Source organism: Amycolatopsis sp. NPDC051128 (assembly GCF_040682715.1).
GTDB lineage: Bacteria > Actinomycetota > Actinomycetes > Mycobacteriales > Pseudonocardiaceae > Amycolatopsis.
Genome location: NZ_JBFBBN010000043.1, coordinates 67,767 through 88,112, shown reverse-complemented (window position 1 = coordinate 88,112; position 20,346 = coordinate 67,767). Strand labels below are relative to the sequence as shown.

The window sequence follows — 20,346 nt, the reverse complement described above, 5'->3', positions numbered from 1 at the left end:
TATGTCCCTCAATGCGACATTCACGGCCGTGGGCGAGCACCTGAAACCGGGCCAATCGGGCCAATCGGGCAGCTTGACAGCTCGCTGCCGCAGCTGACTGCCCGGCCTGACCCAATGCCCCATTGGGGCGCTGGCAAGCGGTCAACAGCGGGAGCCGCCAAGCCCGCGGTCGTGTCATGACGCCAGACCTGCCTTCGGCCCAGGGCAGTGAAGGTGGTGTCACACAAGAGCCTTCTGCTGCTAAGCCTCGAAGCGGTAGCCCATGCCCGGCTCGGTGAGCAGGTGCCGGGGCCGGGAGGGCTCCCGCTCCAGCTTGCGCCGCAGCTGGGCCAGGTACACCCGCAGGTAGTGGGACTCCGTCTCGTACGACGGGCCCCACACCTCGTGCAGCAGCTGCTTCTGCGCGACCAGCCGCCCGCGGTTGCGGACCAGCAGTTCCAGCACGCCCCACTCGGTCTTGGTCAGGTGCACCTCCCCGCCGTCGCGCAGGACCTTCTTCGCCACCAGGTCGACGGTGAACGACGCCGTTTCCACCACCGCGTCCGCGCCGTCGGCGCCGGCCACCGCCGAGCGGCGGACCGCCGCCCGGAGGCGGGCCAGCAGCTCGTCCATCCCGAACGGCTTGGTGACGTAGTCGTCGGCGCCCGCGTCGAGGGCCTCGACCTTGTCGGCCGAGTCGCCGCGGGCCGACAGCACGATGATCGGGACCGTCGTCCAGCCGCGCAGGCCGGCGATCACCTCGGTGCCGTCCAGGTCGGGCAGCCCGAGGTCGAGCACGACGACGTCGGGCTTGGTCTCGGCGACCGCCTTGAGCGCGGCCGTGCCGTCGTGCGCGGTGATCACCTTGTAGCCGCGGGCGTTCAGGTTGATCCGCAGTGCCCGCACGATCTGCGGCTCGTCGTCCACCACCAGCACGGTGGCTCCCGTGTCGGTCATCGCACCCCCTCCTCGGCTTCTTCGAACGTGACGCTGTGCGCGGGCAGGGAAACCACGATGGTGAGCCCACCGCCCGGGGTGTCCTCGGCGCGGATCGTGCCGCCCATCGCCTCGGTGAACCCTTTCGCCACCGACAGCCCGAGCCCGACGCCCGGCGTCGTGTCCCGGTCGCCGCCGAGCCGCTGGAACGGCGCGAACGCCGAGTCCGCCGCCCCCTTGCGCAGGCCCTTGCCGTGGTCGACGATCCGCAGCTCCACCTGACCCGAGTGCGCCGAAGCCCGCGCGGACACCGGCTTGCCGCCATGGCGCAGGGCGTTGTCCAGCACGTTCGCCACCACCCGCTCCAGCAGGCCGGGGTCGGCGAGCACCGACGGGAGCTGGTCGTCGACCGCGACCACCACCCCATCGGAGTCGTCCACAGTGGACAACGCGTGCGCGACCACCTCGTCGTAGCCGACCGGACGCAGGTGCGGCCGCACCGCGCCGGTGGCCAGCCGCGACGAATCGAGCAGGTTGTCGATCAGCCCGGCGAGCCGGTCGGCGGACAGCTCGATCGCCTCCATCAGCTCCGCGGTGTCCTCTTCGGACAGAGCGAGGTCGGCGGCACGCAGGCTGCCGATCGACGCCTTGATCGACGTCAGCGGCGTGCGCAGGTCGTGCCCGACGGCGGACAGCAACGTCGTGCGCAGTTCCGTCGCCTCGGCCTTCCGCTCGGCGCGGGCCGCGGCGGCGGCCGCCCGCTGCTGGCGCAGGGCCAGGAGCGCCTGCCCGGCCACCGCTTCCAGGACCCGCCGGTCGGTCGCCGGCAGCGCCCGCCCGCGCAGGGTCAGGTGCACGTCGGCGGTGACGGCGACATCCACGTCGGCCTCGTCCGGGTCGGCGCACGGGTGCTCCCCGGCGACGGCGACGCGATGCCACTCGCCGTCCTGCTTCTCCAGCAGGGTCACCGACGTCAGGCCGAAGTTCTCGCGGACCTTCGCCAGCAGCCGCTCGATCGGGTTCGCGTGCGTCAGCACGATCTTGGCGTAGGAGGCGAGCAGCGCCGCCTCGGTCCGCGCCCGCGCGGCCTGCGTGGCCCGGCGCGCGGCCTGGTCGACGACCAGCGCGACGAGCACCGCGACCACGACCATCGCGATCAGCGTCACGAGGTTCTGCGGCGTGTGCACGTTGAGCGTGTACAGCGGCGGCGTGAAGAAGAAGTTGAGCAGCCCGGCGCCGAGCACGGCCGCGGCCAGTGCCGGGCCGAGCCCGCCGACCAGGGCGACGATCACTGTGGCCAGCACGTAGGAGATGACGTCGGTGGCGAAGTCGAGCCCGGTCGGCACGACCACGCCCACGACGGTGACCAGCACCGGCAGTGTGACGCCCAGCGCCCAGCCCGCGACCAGCCGCGAGGGCCCCAGCGGGCTCCTCCCGAGCCGCGCGCGCAGGCGGCCGCCCGCCTCGGCGTGGGTGACCATGTGCACGTCGATCGGCCCCGACTGGTGGACCACCGAAGCGCCGATGCCCTCGTCGAACAGCCGGGCCACGCGGGAGCGCCGCGAAGTGCCGATCACGAGCTGGGTCGCGTTGACGCCGCGGGCGAAGTCCAGCAGGGCGGTCGGCACGTCGTCGCCGACGACGGTGTGGAACGTCGCGCCGACCTCTTCGGCCAGCGTGCGGCAGCGGGCCATCGCGGAGGGCCCGGCCCCGGCCAGGCCGTCGCCGCGCAGGATGTGCACGACCTGCAGTTCGGCGCCCGCCCGGGTGGCGATCCGGCTGGCGCGGCGGATGAGCGTCTCGCTCTCCGGCCCGCCGGTGATGGAGACGACGACGCGTTCGCGCGCCTCCCAGGTGTCGGTGATCCGCTGTTCGGCCCGGTAGCGCTGCAGCGCGACGTCGACCTGGTCGGCCACCCAGAGCAGCGCCAGTTCCCGGAGGGCGGTGAGGTTGCCGGGGCGGAAGTAGTTGCCGAGCGCGGCGTCGATCCGCTCGGCCGGGTAGACGTTGCCGTGCGCGAGCCGCCGCCGCAGGGCTTCGGGGGTGATGTCGACCAGCTCGAGCTGCCCGGCACGGCGGACGACCTCGTCGGGCACGGTCTCCTGCTGGGTGACGCCGGTGATCCGCTCGACGACGTCGTTGAGGCTCTGCAGGTGCTGCACGTTGACCGTGGACAGCACGTCGATGCCGGCGTCGAGGAGTGCCTCGACGTCCTGCCAGCGCTTCGCGTGGCGTGACCCCGGCACGTTGGTGTGCGCGAGCTCGTCGACGACGGCGACCTCCGGCGCGCGGGCCAGGACGGCGTCGACGTCCATCTCGGCGAATTCGCGGCCGCGGTGCCCGGCGTGCCGTCGCGGGACGACCTCCAGGCCGTCGAGAAGATCCGCCGTCTTCCGGCGGCCGTGCGTCTCCACCAGCCCGACGACGACGTCGGTGCCGCGGTCGAGGCGCCGCCGCGCCTCGCCGAGCATGGCGAAGGTCTTGCCGACGCCCGGAGCCGCGCCGAGGTAGATCCTCAGTTCCCCGCGGCGCGGCCTGACGTTTTCGGTGGTCACGGTGTCAGTGTGCCCCTCCGGCCGCGGCGCGTACGGCCAAGTTGAGCGGGAGCACAGTCACCCCGGGGACGCCGATGCCCGCGCCCGAGGTGTTCGCTTCGATCAGTTGCTTCACCCGGTCGAGCGGCAGCCCCGTGTTCCGCGCGACCCGCTGTGCTTGGAGGTCGGCGTAGGCGACGCTGATCGCCGGATCGAGGCCCGAACCGGACGCGGTGACGGCGTCCGGCGGCACCTGGCCGGGTGGCACGCCTTCGCGCTTCGCGATGGCGTCCTTGCGCTCGGCGATCGTCTTCACGAGGTCCTCGTTGTCCGGGCCCTTGTTGGACGCACCGGACGGCACACCGGGGCCGGCCGCCGAGGGCCGGGTGTGGAACCACGGGTCGTGCGCCGGGTCGGCGGGCACCGGGTCGACGCCGATGAGCGACGACCCCACCGCCTGGCCGTCCCGCGTCACGACCGAGCCTTCGGCGTTCGCCGCCAGGCCGGGGACGTGGGCGATGGCCCACACGGCGAGGGGGTAGAGGATCCCGAGCAGGACCGTCATGACGAGCAGGACGCGCAGCCCCGCCCAGGTCTGCTTGACGAGAGTGTTCACTTCGTTCACCCGATTCCGGGGATGAGGCGCACCAGCAGGTCGATCAGCCAGATCCCGAGGAACGGGCTGACGATCCCGCCGAGGCCGTAGACCAGCAGGTTGCGGCGCAGCAGGGCCGAGGCCGACGACGGCCGGTACCGCACGCCGCGCAGCGCCAGCGGGATGAGCACGACGATGATCAGCGCGTTGAAGATGACGGCGGACAGGATCGCCGACTTCGGCGTGGCCAGGTGCATGATGTTCAGCCCGCCCAGCTGCGAGTAGATGCCCGCGAACATCGCGGGCAGGATCGCGAAGTACTTGGCCAGGTCGTTGGCGACGCTGAACGTGGTCAGCGCGCCGCGGGTGATCAGCAGCTGCTTGCCGATCTCGACGATCTCGATCAGCTTCGTCGGGTCGCTGTCGAGGTCGACCATGTTGCCGGCCTCCTTCGCGGCCGACGTGCCGGTGTTCATCGCGACGCCGACGTCCGCCTGCGCGAGCGCGGGCGCGTCGTTGGTGCCGTCGCCGGTCATCGCGACCAGCCGCCCGCCCTCCTGCTCCCGCTTGATGAGCGCCATCTTGTCCTCGGGCTTGGCTTCGGCAAGGAAGTCGTCGACGCCCGCGTCCACGGCGATGGCCTTGGCGGTGCGCGGGTTGTCGCCGGTGATCATCACCGTCTTGATGCCCATCGAGCGCAGTTCCCCGAAGCGCTCCTTCATGCCCGGCTTGACGACGTCGGAGAGCCGGATCACGCCGCGCACCACGGAGTCCTCGGCGACCACCAGCGGCGTGCCGCCTTGGGCACCGATCTCGTCGACCACGCGCTCGGTCTCGCCGGGGAACTCCCCGCCGTTGCCGCGAACCCACTCGCGCACGGCGGAAGCGGCGCCCTTGCGGATCCGCCTGCCGCCGATGTCGATGCCGCTCATCCGGGTCTGCGCGGTGAAGGGGACGAACTCGCCGTGCTCGTCCTGCCCCGCCTGGGCCGCGGTCAGCTCGACGACGCTGCGACCCTCGGGGGTCTCGTCGGCGAGGCTGGCCAGCCGGGCGGCGCGCGCGAGCTCGTCCGGAGTGGACGATCCGACGGGCACCAGCTCGGTGGCCCGGCGGTTGCCGAAGGTGATCGTGCCGGTCTTGTCGAGCAGCAGCGTCGAGACGTCGCCCGCGGCCTCCACCGCGCGGCCGCTCGTCGCCAGGACGTTGCGCTGCACCAGGCGGTCCATGCCCGCGATGCCGATGGCGCTCAGCAGCGCGCCGATGGTCGTCGGGATCAGGCACACCAGCAGCGCGGTCAGCACGACGACGGACTGTTCGCTGCCGGAGTAGCGGGCCATCGGCTGCAGCGCCACGACGGCGAGCAGGAAGATGATCGTGAGCGTCGAGAGCAGGATGGACAGCGCGATCTCGTTCGGCGTCTTCTGCCGCGAAGCGCCTTCCACCAGCGCGATCATCCGGTCCACAAAGGACTCACCCGGCCGGGTCGTGATCCGCACGACGATCCGGTCGCTCAGCACGGTCGTGCCGCCGGTGACGGCGCTGCGGTCGCCGCCCGACTCGCGGATGACCGGAGCGGACTCGCCGGTGATGGCCGACTCGTCGACGGTCGCGATGCCCTCGACGACGTCGCCGTCACCCGGGATCACCTGGCCCGCTTCGACGACGACCAGGTCGCCGATCTTCAGCTCGGCCCCGGGGACCTGTTCCTCGCCGTCCTCGGTGAGCCGCCGCGCGACGGTCTCCTTCTTCGACCGGCGCAGGGATTCGGCCTGGGCCTTGCCGCGCCCTTCGGCGACGGCTTCGGCGAGGTTCGCGAAGACGACCGTGAACCACAGCCAGACGGCGATCAGGATGGTGAACACACTCGGGCCGGTGACCGCGAAGACGGTGGTGAGCGCGGAACCCACCCACACCACGAACATCACCGGGTTGCCGAGCTGGTGCCTCGGATGGAGCTTCCGGAGGGCGTCCGGCAGCGACGTCCGGAGCCGGCGCGGGCTGAAGATCCCGGCGCCGGCCCGGGCCGGCGTCTCAGCCACGGGAACCACCTGCGGACGTTCTCCGGTGACGGTCATGCGAGTGCCTCCGCGATGGGCCCGAGCGCGAGCGCCGGGACGAACGTGAGGGCCGCGACGAGCACCACCGTGCCGGTGAGCAGGGTGGCGAACAGCGGCCCGGTGGTCGGCAGGGTGCCGGCGGTCTCGGGCACCTTGCGCTGCGCGGCCAGGGAACCGGCCAGGCAGAGCACGGCGAGGATCGGCACGAACCGGCCGAACGCCATGGCGACGGCGAACGACGACTGGAACCAGCCGCTCGTCACGGTCAGCCCGCCGAACGCGCTGCCGTTGTTGTTGCCGGTCGACGCGTAGCCGTAGAGGATCTCGGACAGGCCGTGCGCGCCGGAGTTGCCCAGCGCGCCCGCCGTGCCCGGCAGCAGCAGCGCGATCGCCGAGCCCAGCAGCACCACGGACGGCATCGCCAGCATGGCGACCGCCGCGCAGGTGACCTCGCGCCTGCCGAGCTTCTTGCCCAGGTACTCCGGCGTCCGCCCGACCATCAGCCCGGCCAGGAACATCGCGATGACGGCCATGACGAGGATGCCGTAGAGGCCGGTGCCGACGCCGCCGGGCGAGATCTCGCCGTAGAGCATGTTCAGCAGCGCGCCCCCGCCGCCGGGACCGGACAGGCTGTCGTGCGCGCCGTTCACCGCGCCTGTCGACGTGCCGGTGGTGGTGCCGGCGAAGATCGACGTCAGCCCGATGCCGAACCGCTGCTCCTTGCCTTCCATGCTCGCGCCGGCGGCCAGCGCGGCCGGGTTGCCCGCGTGGGCTTCCGAGAACCAGATGAGCGCCAGCGAAGCCGCCCACAGCAGGCCCATCACGCTCAGCAGGACGTAGCCCTGGCGCTGGTCGCCGACCAGCTTTCCGAAGGTGCGGGTGAGGCTGACCGGGAGCACCAGGATCAGGAACAGCTGAACCAGGTTCGTCCACGCGGTGGGGTTCTCGAACGGGTGCGCGGAGTTGGCGTTGAAGACGCCGCCGCCGTTGGTGCCCAGTTCCTTGATCGCCTCCTGGCTCGCCGCCGGGGCCAGCGCGATGGTGCTTCCGCTGCCGTCGGGACCGGTGACGGCGACCCCCGCCTTGAGGCTCTGCACGACGCCGAGCGCGACCAGCACGAGGGCGAACACGAAGGCCATCGGCACCAGCACGCGGATCGTGCCGCGCGTGAGATCGACCCAGAAGTTGCCGAGCCGGTCCGTCTTCGCGCGGACGAACCCGCGGGTCACCGCGATCGCCACGGCCAGGCCGACGGCCGCGGACAGGAAGTTCTGCACGGTCAGCCCGGCCATCTGCACGAAGTGGCCCATCGTCGTCTCGGGGACGTAGGACTGCCAGTTCGTGTTCGTGACGAACGAGACCGCCGTGTTGAACGCGACGCCGGGGCTCACCGAGCCGCGGCCCAGGCTCCACGGCAGGACCGGCTGCAGCCGCTGCAGCAGGTAGAGGAGCACGACCGAGACGAACGAGAAGCCGAGCACCCCGGCGGCGTAGACCGGCCACCGCTGTTCGGAGTCCGGGTCGACCCGGAAGAGCCGGTAGAGGCCCTTCTCGACCTTGAGGTGCTTCTCGGTCGAGAAGACGCGCGCCAGGTAGTCGCCGAGCGGTTGGTGAACCACGGCGAGGGCGGTGAGGAGCAGGCCCAGCTGGAGGAGCCCGGCCGCGGTGTCGGTCATTTCTCCGGCCTGATCAGCGCGACGAACAGGTACCCGAGCAGGCCCAGCGCCAGCAGGCCGCCGACGGCGTCGGCCACGGTCCCCGCGCCGCTCACAGCTTCTCCAACCCGCGCAGCGCCAGCGCGAGAACCACGAAAACGCCGATCAGCAGAACGGCGTAGAGCAAGTCGGCCACCAGGCACCTCTCAAGGCAGGTCACCGGGGTTCGGTGACCGGACTCGTTCACCCTGCGGCTCGGGGACGCCGTTGCGGCCTCGGACTGATGGCGCCTTGACGCGTTCCCGACGCGCGTTTACGCGGCCTTGATGGCCAGTGAGCCGAGACACAACGTGTGACCGAATGAGCGCGGAACGTGCAATTCGGGCAGACACGACCTTCGAGCCGTGTTAAACCTGGGTTACCAATAGTTGTACTAGCTAAGCGAATGGGAGGGGCTCCCCATGTGTGGTATCGCCGGCTGGGTTTCCTACGACACCGACCTCACCCGCCACCGGGACGTGGTCGACGCCATGACGGCGACCATGGCCTGCCGCGGCCCGGACGACACGGGCACCTGGGTGCGCAGGCACGTCGCGCTCGGCCACCGGCGGCTGGCCATCATCGACCTGCCCGGCGGCCGTCAGCCGATGACGGTGTCCACGCCGGGCGGCGACGTGACAATGGTCTACAGCGGTGAGGCGTACAACTTCACCGAGCTCAAAGCGGAACTGACGAAGCTGGGCCACCGGTGGGAAACCGACAGCGACACCGAAGTCGTCCTGCACGGCTACCTGCAGTGGGGCGACGCGGTCGTCGACCACCTCAACGGCATGTACGCGTTCGCGATCTGGGACGAGCGCGACGACCGGCTCGTCATGATCCGCGACCGGATGGGCATCAAGCCGTTCTACTACTCCCCGACGGCCGACGGCGTCCTGTTCGGCTCCGAGCCGAAGGCCATCCTCGCCAACCCGCTGGCCGAGAAGGTGGTCGACACCGACGGCCTGCGCGAGCTGATGGCGTTCACCAAGCGGCCCGGCTGGTCGCTGTGGAAGGGCATGGAGGAGGTCCGGCCGGGCACGATCGTCACGGTGACCCGCGACGGCGTCCGCACCCGCACGTACTGGAAGCTGGCCGCCGAGCAGCACACCGACGACCAGGAGACCACGGTCGCCCGCGTGCGCGAGCTGATGACCGACATCGTGCACCGGCAGCTCGTGGCCGACGTCCCCCGCTGCGTGCTGCTGTCGGGCGGGCTCGATTCGAGTGCCGTCACCGGCCTGGCCGCCGCGCGGCTCGCCGAACAGGGCGAGCGGCTGCGGACGTTCTCCGTCGACTTCTTCGGCCAGGAGGAGAACTTCAAGCCCGACGAGATGCGCGACACCGCGGACGCGCCGTACGTGCGCGACGTCGCTTCGCTGGTGGGATCCGCGCACCAGGACGTCGTGCTGGACCCGGCGGAGCTGACCGACCCCGACGTGCGGCGCGCGGTGCTGCGGGCGCGGGACATCCCGGCCGGGCTCGGCGACCTGGACACGTCGCTGTACCTGCTGTTCAAGGCGATCCGCGGCGAGTCGACGGTGGCGCTGTCGGGCGAGTCGGCCGACGAGGTGTTCGGCGGCTACCGCTGGTTCTTCGACGAGACGGCGGTCAACGCGGACATGTTCCCGTGGATCGCCTTCCGCAGCGCGATGATGACCGACCGGACGTCGATCTACGCTCCCGGGCTGATGGCGAAGATGGACCTGGAGGCCTACGTCCGCGACCAGTACGCCACCGCCGTCGCCGAGGTCGACCACGTCGACGGCGAGTCAGCGCGGGAGGCGCGGATGCGGACGATCTGCCACCTGCACCTGACCCGGTTCGTGCGGATGCTGCTCGACCGCAAGGACCGCGCGTCGATGGCGGTGGGCCTGGAGGTCCGGGTCCCGTTCTGCGACCACCGGCTGGTCGAGTACGTCTACAACACGCCGTGGTCGCTGAAGACGTTCGACGGCCGGGAGAAGAGCCTGCTGCGGCACGCCACGTCGCACGTCCTGCCGGAGTCGGTGGCTCAGCGCGTGAAGAGCCCGTACCCGTCGACGCAGGACCCTGGCTACGCGGCGGCGTTGCAGCAGCAGGTCAAGGAGGTCCTCGCGGAGCCGGCCCACGCGGTGTTCGGGCTGGTCGACCGCGGCTGGGCGCACCAGGTGTCCGAAGTGGACCCGGCGGCCATGGCCCCGGCGGCGCGCGTCGGCCTGGACCGGCTGCTCGACCTGTACCACTGGATCGAGATGTACTCCCCCACGCTCGAACTCTCTTGACCTCGAGTGCCCTTGAGGTCGCAGACTCGAGGGCATGAAGGTACTGCTGTTCGGTCTCAACCCGGCGACGGTCTCGAGAGTGACGGCGGCGCTGTCCGCGGCGGGTCTCACCGCGGACGGCGTCGTCTCGGAGGAGGCCACGCTGGCCAGGCTGGGCGTCGTGGACGCGGTGGTGCTGGGTGCGGGCGTGGTGGGTGAGCTACGGGAGCGCGTCACCGCCGCGGCCGTGCGGCACGGCATCGGCTGGGTTCAGGGGCCGCACATCCGGCCGGAGCGGGACGCGCTGGAGTACGTGCGGACGGAGATCCTCCCGCTCCTGCGTGCCCGAAGTGGTCCGGGTTCGTGACGTCGCCGAAGAGCGGGTCCGCCCAGCGCGCGCAGGAAAGCCCTCAAGCAGGCCGCCACGCTGGTCGAACGCACGGTCCGCAAGCTCCTGCGGCCGTATCTCGCGTGATCGGGGCCGCAACTCACGTGATTGCAGGCGGAACTCGCGAGATCCGCTTCCGATCACGCGAGTTACGGCCTCCATCACGCAAGTTCCGCCAAACGTTCCCGTGATCAGAGAGGGGCGACTCGCGTGATTGAAAGGTCAACTCGCGTGACGGGAGGGCGACACGGCGACTCGCGGCGTGTCGGCTCCGCAATCACGCACGCCGGCGCTCAGCGGCGGACCTCCGCCAGCCCTACCGGACGGCGTTCCCGGCGGGACACCTCGCACGCTTCCGCGATGTAGAACGCCTCGAGCGCGTCGGCCGCCACGCACGGCGAAGGGGCCCGGCCCGCGACGACGTCGAGGAACGCGCGCAGCTCCGTCGTGTACGCCGGGCGGAACCGCTCCATGAACCCCGGGTACGGCGGGCCGGGCAGGGGCGCCACCCCCGGCTCGACCGACCGCAGCGGCGCCCGGTCGTCCAGGCCGACGACCACACCGGAAACCGAGCCCAGGACGTCGAGGCGGACGTCGTAGCCGGCCCCGTTGTAGCGGGTCAGCGACACCGTCGCCAGGGTGCCGTCGTCCAGGGTCAGCGTCGCCGCCGCCGTGTCGACGTCGCCCGCGTCGACGAAGAACCGCTCGCCCCGGTTGGCGCCGATCGCGTAGACCTCCGTGACCTCGCGGCCGCTCACCCAGCGGATGATGTCGAAGTCGTGCACGCCGCAGTCGCGGAACAGCCCGCCCGAGTGCGCCACGTACTCCGCGGGCGGGGGCGCCGGGTCGAACGTCGTCGCGCGCAGCGTGTGCAGCCAGCCCAGCTCCCCGGACGCGACCGCCGCCCGCGCCGCCGCGTATCCCGCGTCGAAGCGGCGCTGGAAACCGATCTGCACCGGGACGTCCGAGCCGTCGATGCGGTCGAGCACCGCCAGGGTCCCCGGGATGTCCGCGGCCACCGGCTTCTCGCAGAACACCGGGATGCCCGCGTCGACCGCCGCGATGATCAGGCCCGGGTGCGCGTCGGTGGCCGCCGTGACGACCAGGCCGTCGAGCCCGGAAGCGAAGAGCGACTCCAGGCTGTCCGCCGCCTCGACGCCCAGCTTCGCCGCGGCCGCCCGGGCGCGCGCGGTGTCCACGTCGGCGACCATGACCGACTCGACCTCCTCGAAGCCCTTCAGCGTCTCCGCGTGCGCGGTGCCGATCCGGCCGGTGCCCGCCAGTCCCAACCTCATCGTGATGACCCTCCTGTCAGAGAAACCTCAGTGGTGGTCGAACGGACCACCAGGGACGGGTGCAGCAGATGCCGGACCGGCTCCGTGCGGTCCCCGCGGACGCGTTCGATCAGCGCTTCGAAGGCCAGCCGCCCCATTTCGGTGCGCGGCTGGTCCACTGTGGTCAGCGAGAGGTGCCGCAGCGCCGCGAGCGACGTGTTGTCGTAGCCGACGACCGAGACGTCCTCGGGCACGCGCAGCCCGGCTTCCTCCAGGGCCGAGATCGCCCCGACGGCGTTGAAGTCGTTGCCCGCCACCAGTCCGGTGGGCAGGTCGTCCCGCGAGTACGTGGCGAGCAGCTCGCGCACCGCCTTCTCGCCGCCGGTGTCGGTGTGCTCGCTGCGCACGACGATCGGCTCGAGGCCGTGCCGGCGCATCGCCGCCTGGAAGCCCCGGCGCCGCTGGGCCGCCCCGGCCGCGCCGCCGCCGTCGAGGTGGGCGATACGCCGGTGGCCGAGGCCGGCCAGATGGTCGACGGCCAGCGCGGAGCCCGCTTCGCCGTCATCGTTCACGGTGTCCACACCGGACGCTCGTGAGGTGCGCGAGACCAGCACCACCGGGCACTGCCGCGAGGCGGCCTCGATGGCCGACGCCGGCACGACCGGCGACAGCAGGATCACCCCGGCCGGGCGGAAGGAAAGCAGGCTGCGCAGGGCATTCCCTTCGCGAGCGGGGCTGCGGCCGCCGGTGTTGAGGACGAGGTCGAAGCCCGCGGCCTGCGCGGCCGCGTCCAATCCCTCGACGACGTCGGCGAAGAAGGCGTTGCGCAGGTCGTTGACCATCACGCCGAGCACCGTCGACGTGCGGCTGGCCAGCGACCGCGCCATCACGTGCGGCTGGTAGCCGAGTTCCTCGGCCGCGCGCAGCACCGCCGCACGGCGGGTGTCGGAGACCTTCGGTGAATTCCTCATCACCAGGGAGACCAGTGCGCGGGAAACTCCCGCCCGCGCGGCGACGTCCTCCATGGTCGGACGCACCATGACGACACCTCCTCCCCTGGTGTTACGGGCCGGAAACAGGCCCTTGACTTTGCTGTGACGGACGCTACAAGATTAGAGCGCTCTAATCAATAGAGCGCTCCAACGCACCCGATCAGAGCACGGAGTCCTCCCTATGACAGCGACGTCGAAAGTGCACGTGGCCGCCGCCCCGATCTCCTGGGGAGTGTGCGAAGTCCCGGGGTGGGGGCGCGTGCTGGACGCGGCGACCGTGCTCGGCGAGATGCGGGAGCTGGGCGTCCAGGCCACCGAGCTGGGCCCGCCCGGGTACCTCCCCCGCGACCCGGCCGAGCTGCGGGAGCTGCTCGGGAAGTACGACCTGAGGCTCGTCGGCGGCTTCCTCGCCGTCGTCCTGCACGCCGACCAGGCGAAGGCCCTCGAAGAAGCCGAGGAGTCGGCCGCGCTGTTCGCGGCGTGCGGCGGTGACGTCCTCGTGCTCGCGGCCGCGACCGGGCTCGACGGCTACGACGAGCGCCCGAAGCTCAGCGACACCGAATGGGCGACGCTGGTCGGCACCGCCGGGAAGATCCGCGACATCGCCGGGCAGCACGGCCTGCGCACGGTGCTGCACCCGCACGTCGGGACGCACGTGGAGCAGCAGGCCGAGGTCGAACGCTTCCTCGCCGACTCCGATCTCGGGTTGTGCCTCGACACCGGGCACCTGATGATCGGCGGGACGGATCCGGTCGAGCTGGCCAAGCGCTTTCCCGAACGGGTGGGGCACGTGCATCTGAAGGACGTCCGAGAAGACCTGGCGGCCGACGTCCGCGCGGGCAGGCTCGGCTACACCGACGCGGTCGGGCGGGGCATCTACACCCCGCTCGGCGAGGGGGACGTGGACGTGGCGTCGATGGTGCGCTCCGTCCAGGCGGCCGGCTACGACGGCTGGTACGTCCTCGAACAGGACACCGCCCTCGGCGACTCGAGCCCCGACGACCTACCCCGGCGGGACACCGAGCGCAGCCTGGCCCACCTCGCGAAGATCATCGACTCGCTGTACTGATCCGACCATGGTCGGATTAGTACCCGAACGGCTCAGTAACTGGTCCCAAAGGAGTGACTGTGTTTTCTTTCAAGAACCTGGCCGGGGTGGCGGCGATCGCCGCCACCGGCCTGGTGCTCTCCGCCTGTAGCGGCCCCAGCGCCGACAAGTCGGCCACCAGCGCCGCCGGCAGCACCTCGGCCGCGGCCCCGAGCTCCAGCGGCCCGCTCAAGGTCGCCGTCGTCACCCACGGGAGCGCCGGTGACGCCTTCTGGAACGTCGTCAAGAACGGCGCCGAGCAGGCAGGCAAGGATCTCAACGTCGGCGTCGACTACTACTCCGACGGCGACCCCGGCAACCAGGCCAAGCTGATCGACAACGCCGTCGCGCAGAAGGTCGGCGGCCTGGTCGTCTCGATGGCGAACCCGCAGGCGCTGCAGACGTCGATCCAGAACGCGGTCAAGGCCGGCATCCCGGTCATCACGATCAACTCCGGCGAGGACTCCAGCGCGGCGTTCGGCGCGATCGCGCACGTCGGGCAGAGCGAGGGCCTGGCGGGCCAGGGTGCCGGGCAACGGCTCAAGGCCGCCGGCAAGACGAAGATGCTGTGCGTCATCCACGAGGCCGGCAACATCGGCCAGAACCAGCGCTGTGACGGCGCGAAGCAGACCTTCGGCGCCGTCACCACGCTGCAGGTCGACATCTCCAACCCGACCGACGCGCAGTCGCGGATCCGCGGCGCGCTGCAGTCCGACCCGTCGATCGACGCGGTGCTGGCGCTGAACTCGCAGGTCGCGGCCCGCGCGGTGAGCGCGGCGAAGGAGGCGAGCTCGAAGGCGCAGGTGGCCACGTTCGACCTGAACGCCGACGTCGTCGCCGGCATCAAGGACGGCACCATCCTCTTCGCCGTCGACCAGCAGCAGTACGAGCAGGGCTACCTGCCGATCGTGTTCCTCAAGCTGTACAAGGAGAACGGCAACACCATCGGCGGCGGCCACCCGGTGCAGACCGGCCCGGGCTTCGTCGACAAGACCAACATCGACACCGTGGCCCCGTACGCGCAGCGCGGCACCCGCTAAGGGGACGGGGATGACCGCAGCGATCCAAGCCCAACCCGACGAACGCGTCGCGAAGAAGAGCCTGACCGACCGGCTGGTGGTGCGGCCCGAGATCGGCGCGCTGCTCGGCGCCGTGCTCGTGTTCGTGTTCTTCTCCGTCGTCACCAGCCAGTTCCTCAGCCCGCTCGGCGTGGCGACCTGGCTCGACGACTCGTCGACGCTGGGCATCATGGCCGTCGCGGTCGCGCTGCTCATGGTCGGCGGCGAGTTCGACCTCTCGGCCGGCGTGATGACGGCGTCGACGTCGCTGGTCACGGCGATCCTGGCGACGCAGGCGGGCTGGAACGTCTGGCTCGCGCTGCTGTTCTCGCTGGCGTTCGCGCTCGGCGTCGGCGCGTTCAACGGCTGGCTGGTGATGAAGACCGGGCTGCCCAGCTTCATCGTCACGCTGGGGTCGTTCCTGGCCCTGCAGGGGCTCAACCTCGGCGTGACGCGGCTGGTCACCAACACCGTCCAGGTGTCGGGGATGCGCTCGACCAGCGGCTACGAGTCGGCGGGGTCGCTGTTCGCGTCCACGTTCGACGTCGGCGGCACCGAGTTCCAGTCGTCGATCCTGTGGTGGATCGTCGTCACGGCGATCGCCGCGTGGCTGCTGGTCCGGACCCGGTTCGGCAACTGGATCTTCGCGGTCGGCGGGTCACAGGTGTCGGCGCGTTCGGTCGGCGTGCCGGTGGTGCGCACGAAGATCCTGCTGTTCATGGGCACCGCGCTCGCCGCGTGGCTGGTCGGCTCGATCAACATCCTGCGCTTCGCCAGCGTGCAGGCGAACCAGGGCATCGGGCTGGAGTTCCAGTACATCATCGCGGCGGTGATCGGCGGCTGCCTGCTCACCGGCGGGTTCGGCTCGGCGGTGGGCGCGGCGATCGGCGCGCTGATCTTCGGCATGGCGCGCCAGGGCATCGTGTTCGCACAGTGGAACAGCGACTGGTTCATGCTGTTCCTCGGGATCATGCTGCTGGCCGCGGTCCTGGTCAACAACGCCTTCCGGCGGCGCGCGGAAAGGGTCCGGCGATGAGTCCCCTGCTCGAGGTCCACGACATCGGGAAGACCTACGGCAGCGTGATCGCGCTGCGCGATGTGTCCACTGTGGTCAACGCGGGCGAGGTCACCTGCGTGCTCGGTGACAACGGCGCCGGGAAGTCCACGCTGATCAAGATCCTGGCCGGCGTGCACCAGCACGACCAGGGCGAGTTCCTCGTGGACGGCGAGCCGGTGCGGTTCGCCTCGCCGCGCGAGGCTCTGGACCGCGGCATCGCGACCGTGTACCAGGATCTCGCGGTGGTCCCGCTGATGAGCGTCTGGCGGAACTTCTTCCTCGGCTCGGAGCCGACGACCGGGTTCGGCCCGTTCCGGATGCTGGACCGCAAGAAGGGCCGCGAGACGACCAAGAAGGCGTTGTCCGACATGGGCATCGACCTTCGCGACGTCGAGCAGCCGGTCGGGACGCTGTCCGGTGGGGAACGGCAGTGCGTGGCGATCGCCAGGGCGGTGTACTTCGGCGCGAAGGTGCTCATCCTCGACGAGCCGACGGCCGCGTTGGGCGTCAAGCAGGCCGGCGTCGTGCTGAAGTACGTCGCCCAGGCGCGCGACCGCGGCCTCGGCGTCGTCCTCATCACGCACAACCCGCACCACGCCTACCCGGTCGCCGACCGGTTCCTGCTGCTCAAGCGGGGTGCCGCGCTCGGGCACTACGAGAAGTCCGAGATCGACATCAACGAACTGACCCGGCAGATGGCGGGCGGCGCCGAGCTCGAAGCCCTGGAACACGAGCTGCGGCAGGTGGAGAAGGCGTGAGCCTCGAAGCGCTGACGATCGGCCGGGTGGGCGTCGACCTCTACCCGGAACAGAGTGGCGTGCCCCTGGCCGGGGTCAGCACGTTCGCCAAGTCGCTCGGCGGGACCGCGACCAACGTCGCGGTCGCCGCCGCGCGGCTCGGCCGGTCGACGGCGGTGCTGACCAAGGTCGGGCGGGACGGCTTCGGCGACTACGTGCGGCAGGCCCTCGACGGCTTCGGCGTCTCGCCGGAGTTCGTGGGCACTTCACCGGACCTGCGGACACCGGTGGTGTTCTGCGAGCTGAACCCGCCCGAGGACCCGCCGCTGCTGTTCTACCGCTCCCCCATCGCGCCCGACCTCACGCTCACCGACGACGACGTGCCGTGGGACGTCGTCGCGTCGGTGCCGCTGCTGTGGGTCACCGGCACCGGCGTCTCCGCCGAACCGGCGCGGACGACCCAGCGGAAGATCCTCGAAGCCCGGGGCCGCCGGGCGCACACCGTCCTGGACCTGGACTACCGGCCGATGTTCTGGCCTGACGTCGAAAGCGCGCGCACCGAGATCGGCGGGATGCTCGACCACGTCACGGTCGCGGTCGGCAACCGGACCGAGGTCGAGGTCGCCGTCGGCACCGCGGACCCGGACACCGCCGCGGACCGGATGCTGGAACGAGGGCTGCGGCTCGCGGTGATCAAGAAGGGCGCCGAAGGTGTCCTGGTGGCGACGCCGGACGGCCGCTCGACGGTGTCGCCGCAACGCGTCGAGGTGGTCTGCGGACTCGGCGCCGGTGATGGCTTCGGCGGGGCGCTGATCCACGGGCTGCTCTCGGGCTGGGACCCGGTGCGCATCGCTGAGTACGCGAACGCGGCGGGCGCGCTGGTGGCGTCCCGGCTGGCCTGCGCCGACGCCATGCCGACCGCGGCCGAGATCGAGGCACTGCTGTGACCGCTGTGCGTGAAGGTACTGGAGGCCGCGAAGTGAGCAAGCTCCACCGTCCACTCGGGACACTGTCCGACGACGCCGACCCGGTCCGGCTCACCCCCGACACCGCGGGCTGGACCTACAGCGGGCTGCGGGTGCTCTCCCTGGCACCAGGCGAAGTCCGGGTGCTGCACACCGGCGAGTTCGAGGCCTTCGTATTGCCGCTGAGCGGCTCCGCGACCGTCCGGGTCGACGGCCAGGTCTTCGAGCTGCGCGGCCGTGACTCGGTCTTCACGCGCGTGACGGACTTCGCTTACGTGCCACGAGAAGCCGAGGTCGAGTTGTCGGCAAAGGACGGTCTCGAGGTCGCGCTGCCGATGGCGCGCTGCACCCGCCGTCTGGAACCGAAGTACGGCCCGGCCGAAGACGTGCCGGTGGAGGTCCGCGGCGCCGGGCAGGCGACGCGGCAGGTGACCAACTTCGGCGTGCCGGGGGTGTGGGACCACGCCGACAAGCTGAACGCGTGCGAGCTGATCACGCCGGGCGGGAACTGGTCGTCGTACCCGCCGCACAAGCACGACGAGGCGTCCGAATGCGAGGTCGTCAACGAGGAGATCTACTACTTCCGCGTCGCCGGCCGCGACGGGGTGACGCCGTCGCGGGAGGGCTTCGGCCTGCACCGGACCTACACCGCGGACGGCGAGCTGGACGAGGACGTCGCGGTGCGCGACCACGACGTCTTCCTGATCCCGCGCGGCTACCACGGCCCGTGTGTGGCCGCGCCGGGCTACCCGATGTACTACCTCAACGTGCTGGCCGGACCGGCCGACGAGCGGTCGATGGCGTTCTGCGACGACCCGGCGCACAGCTGGGTCCGTGACACCTGGAAGTCGCAAGAACTCGACCCTCGCTGCCCCGTGACGAGCCACGAAGGAATCGTGCGATGAAGCTGACGACGGCCCAGGCGCTGGTCCGCTGGATCCTCGCGCAGCGGTCGGAAACCCTGGCGGGGCAGGAAGTCCCGCTCTTTCCCGGCGTGTTCGCGATCTTCGGGCACGGCAACGTGCTCGGCCTCGGCACCGCGCTGGAAGAACACCGGGCCGAGCTCCCGGTGTGGCGCGGGCACACCGAGCAGGGCATGGCCCTGGCCGCGGTCGGCTACGCCAAGGCCACGCACCGGCGGCAGGTCGGCGTCGTGACGTCGTCGATCGGGCCGGGCGCGCTGAACATGGTCACCGCGGCCGGCGTCGCGCACGCGAACCGGCTGCCGGTGCTGCTGCTGCCGGGCGACACGTTCACCAGCCGCGCGCCGGACCCGGTGCTGCAGCAGGTGGAGTACTTCGGCGACGCGACCGCGACGGTGAACGACGCGTTCCGCGCGGTCTCCCGCTACTTCGACCGGATCAGCAGGCCTGAGCAGCTGCTCTCGACGTTGCCGCAGGTCGCACGGGTGCTCACGGATCCGGCCGACGCCGGGCCGGTGACCCTCGCGCTGCCGCAGGACGTCCAGGCCGAGACGTACGACTTCCCGGACGAGTTGTTCGCGCCGGTGACGCACCGGCCGTTGCGGTCGCGCCCGGACCGGCGCGCGGTCACCGAGGCGGCCGGGGTGCTGCGTTCGTCGAAACGGCCGCTGCTCGTGCTCGGCGGCGGCGTCCGGTACTCGGGCGCCGGACGACGAGCCCTCGACTTCGCCGAGCGGCACGGGATTCCGGTCGCCGAGACGACCGCGGGCCGCACGCTGGTCCCGCACGAGCACCCGCTGAACGCGGGGCCGCTCGGGGTCACCGGCTCGACGTCGGCGAACGTCGTCGCGGCCGCGGCGGACGTCGTGCTCGCGGTGGGGACGCGGCTGCAGGACTTCACGACAGCGTCGTGGACGGTGTTCTCGCCGGACGTCCGGCTGGTCACGCTCAACGCGGCCCGGTTCGACGCCGTCAAGCACGGGGCGCTGGCGGTGGTCGGGGACGCCGACGCGGGCCTGGCCGACCTCGGCGCCCAGCTGGAGAGCTGGCGGGTGGACCCGTCGTGGACGTCGCGGGCTTCGGCCGAGCGGGCTTCGTGGGACGCGCACATCGACACGCTGCGGACGAGGCCGTCGGAGCTGCCGTCGTACGCGCAGGTCGTCGGGGTCGTGAACGACCTTTCGGCGCCCGACGACTACGTCATGACGGCGTCCGGCGGGCTGCCGGGCGAGCTGATCGGCGGCTGGCGCGGGTCCGGTTCGGTTTCGATGGACGTCGAGTACGGCTTCTCGTGCATGGGCTACGAGCTGTCCGGCGCGTGGGGCGCGGCGATCGCCCACCCGGGCCTGGTGACGACGCTGCTGGGCGACGGCTCGTATCTGATGCTGAACTCGGAGCTGTTCTCGGCGGCCTTCGCGGGTCATCCGTTCGTCGCGGTGGTGTGCGACAACGACGGCTACGCGGTGATCGCCCGGCTCCAGCAGGGTCAGGGCGGGAAGCCGTTCAACAACTTCTACGCGGACTGCACGACTTCGCACGCTTCGCCGCCGCGGGTCGACTTCGCCCGCCATGCGGAGTCACTGGGCTGCGTGGTGTTCCCGGCGTCCTCGCTCGAGGACCTCCGCGCGGCGTACGCCGAGGCCCGCGAGGCAGCGGTCGCCGAACAGCGCCCGGCGGTGGTCGTGGTGAAGACGCAGCCGTCGGCGTGGACCGAGGCGGGGGCCTGGTGGGAGGTCGGGGTGCCGGAGCACCTCGCGGGCCGGGACGAGTACGAGCGGACCAAGGGCACCCAGGTGCGCTACCTGCGTTCCTAGTCTGCCGCGGCTG

The 20,346-nt window shown here is 71.2% G+C and carries 17 protein-coding genes; 9 read left to right on the top strand and 8 right to left on the bottom strand.

Going from position 1 to position 20,346, the window contains the following annotated elements; translation table 11 throughout:
- Positions 1–240 precede the first annotated feature (240 nt).
- The 6 genes from AB0M82_RS33885 to kdpF are packed head-to-tail and all read right to left on the bottom strand — an operon-like array spanning position 241 to position 7,872.
- A complete protein-coding gene (locus AB0M82_RS33885) occupies positions 241–936 on the bottom strand; it encodes a response regulator (protein ID WP_364730803.1) in 696 nt (231 codons plus the stop codon).
- Complete coding sequence (locus AB0M82_RS33880; protein WP_364730801.1) at positions 933–3,470, bottom strand: DUF4118 domain-containing protein; 2,538 nt, start codon at positions 3,468–3,470, stop codon at positions 933–935. Before AB0M82_RS33880 ends, AB0M82_RS33885 begins: the two co-directional genes overlap by 4 nt.
- A gap of 4 nt (positions 3,471–3,474) precedes the next feature.
- The gene (locus tag AB0M82_RS33875; RefSeq protein WP_364730799.1) at positions 3,475–4,065 is read right to left on the bottom strand and encodes a potassium-transporting ATPase subunit C; all 591 of its coding nucleotides are present in this window, start codon (positions 4,063–4,065) and stop codon (positions 3,475–3,477) included.
- 5 nt (positions 4,066–4,070) lie between these two features.
- Positions 4,071–6,119, bottom strand: coding sequence for a potassium-transporting ATPase subunit KdpB (gene kdpB / locus AB0M82_RS33870; protein WP_364730796.1), 2,049 nt, complete (start codon positions 6,117–6,119; stop codon positions 4,071–4,073).
- On the bottom strand, positions 6,116–7,777 hold the full coding sequence (gene kdpA / locus AB0M82_RS33865; RefSeq protein ID WP_364730793.1) for a potassium-transporting ATPase subunit KdpA: 1,662 nt from the start codon (positions 7,775–7,777) through the stop codon (positions 6,116–6,118). The genes kdpB and kdpA overlap by 4 nt, the downstream gene beginning before the upstream one ends.
- Positions 7,774–7,872 (bottom strand): K(+)-transporting ATPase subunit F, encoded by a 99-nt coding sequence (gene kdpF, locus AB0M82_RS33860; RefSeq protein WP_364730791.1) that lies wholly within the window; start codon positions 7,870–7,872, stop codon positions 7,774–7,776. Before kdpF ends, kdpA begins: the two co-directional genes overlap by 4 nt.
- A 345-nt stretch (positions 7,873–8,217) precedes the next feature.
- Between kdpF and asnB the strand changes: the two genes are divergently transcribed.
- Entirely contained in the window at positions 8,218–10,059 is a 1,842-nt protein-coding gene (gene asnB, locus AB0M82_RS33855) for an asparagine synthase (glutamine-hydrolyzing) (RefSeq protein ID WP_364730788.1), read from the top strand.
- Positions 10,060–10,093: 34 nt separating this feature from the next.
- Positions 10,094–10,405: a hypothetical protein gene (locus AB0M82_RS33850; protein WP_364730786.1), complete on the top strand. Its 312-nt coding sequence runs from the start codon at positions 10,094–10,096 to the stop codon at positions 10,403–10,405.
- 314 nt (positions 10,406–10,719) lie between these two features.
- Here AB0M82_RS33850 and AB0M82_RS33845 read toward each other — a convergent pair whose 3' ends face one another.
- Positions 10,720–11,721, bottom strand: coding sequence for a Gfo/Idh/MocA family oxidoreductase (locus AB0M82_RS33845; protein WP_364730783.1), 1,002 nt, complete (start codon positions 11,719–11,721; stop codon positions 10,720–10,722).
- Positions 11,718–12,740, bottom strand: a complete 1,023-nt coding sequence (locus AB0M82_RS33840) for a LacI family DNA-binding transcriptional regulator (protein ID WP_364730781.1) — start codon at positions 12,738–12,740, stop codon at positions 11,718–11,720. The genes AB0M82_RS33845 and AB0M82_RS33840 overlap by 4 nt, the downstream gene beginning before the upstream one ends.
- A gap of 133 nt (positions 12,741–12,873) precedes the next feature.
- Here AB0M82_RS33840 and AB0M82_RS33835 point away from each other — a divergent pair, with 133 nt between their 5' ends.
- From AB0M82_RS33835 to iolD, 7 genes are read left to right on the top strand one after another with little or no spacing between them, the layout of a single operon-like run.
- Positions 12,874–13,761: a TIM barrel protein gene (locus AB0M82_RS33835; RefSeq protein WP_364730778.1), complete on the top strand. Its 888-nt coding sequence runs from the start codon at positions 12,874–12,876 to the stop codon at positions 13,759–13,761.
- Positions 13,762–13,820: 59 nt separating this feature from the next.
- Positions 13,821–14,819 (top strand): sugar ABC transporter substrate-binding protein, encoded by a 999-nt coding sequence (locus AB0M82_RS33830; RefSeq protein WP_364730776.1) that lies wholly within the window; start codon positions 13,821–13,823, stop codon positions 14,817–14,819.
- A 10-nt stretch (positions 14,820–14,829) separates the two neighbouring features.
- Positions 14,830–15,873 (top strand): ABC transporter permease, encoded by a 1,044-nt coding sequence (locus AB0M82_RS33825; protein ID WP_364730774.1) that lies wholly within the window; start codon positions 14,830–14,832, stop codon positions 15,871–15,873.
- On the top strand, positions 15,870–16,652 hold the full coding sequence (locus AB0M82_RS33820; RefSeq protein WP_364730772.1) for an ATP-binding cassette domain-containing protein: 783 nt from the start codon (positions 15,870–15,872) through the stop codon (positions 16,650–16,652). Before AB0M82_RS33825 ends, AB0M82_RS33820 begins: the two co-directional genes overlap by 4 nt.
- Positions 16,649–17,578, top strand: a complete 930-nt coding sequence (gene iolC / locus AB0M82_RS33815) for a 5-dehydro-2-deoxygluconokinase (protein WP_364730770.1) — start codon at positions 16,649–16,651, stop codon at positions 17,576–17,578. The genes AB0M82_RS33820 and iolC overlap by 4 nt, the downstream gene beginning before the upstream one ends.
- Positions 17,579–17,610: 32 nt before the next feature.
- Positions 17,611–18,501, top strand: a complete 891-nt coding sequence (gene iolB / locus AB0M82_RS33810) for a 5-deoxy-glucuronate isomerase (RefSeq protein ID WP_364730767.1) — start codon at positions 17,611–17,613, stop codon at positions 18,499–18,501.
- Positions 18,498–20,333, top strand: coding sequence for a 3D-(3,5/4)-trihydroxycyclohexane-1,2-dione acylhydrolase (decyclizing) (gene iolD / locus AB0M82_RS33805; protein ID WP_364730765.1), 1,836 nt, complete (start codon positions 18,498–18,500; stop codon positions 20,331–20,333). Before iolB ends, iolD begins: the two co-directional genes overlap by 4 nt.
- The last annotated feature ends 13 nt before the right edge of the window (positions 20,334–20,346 follow it).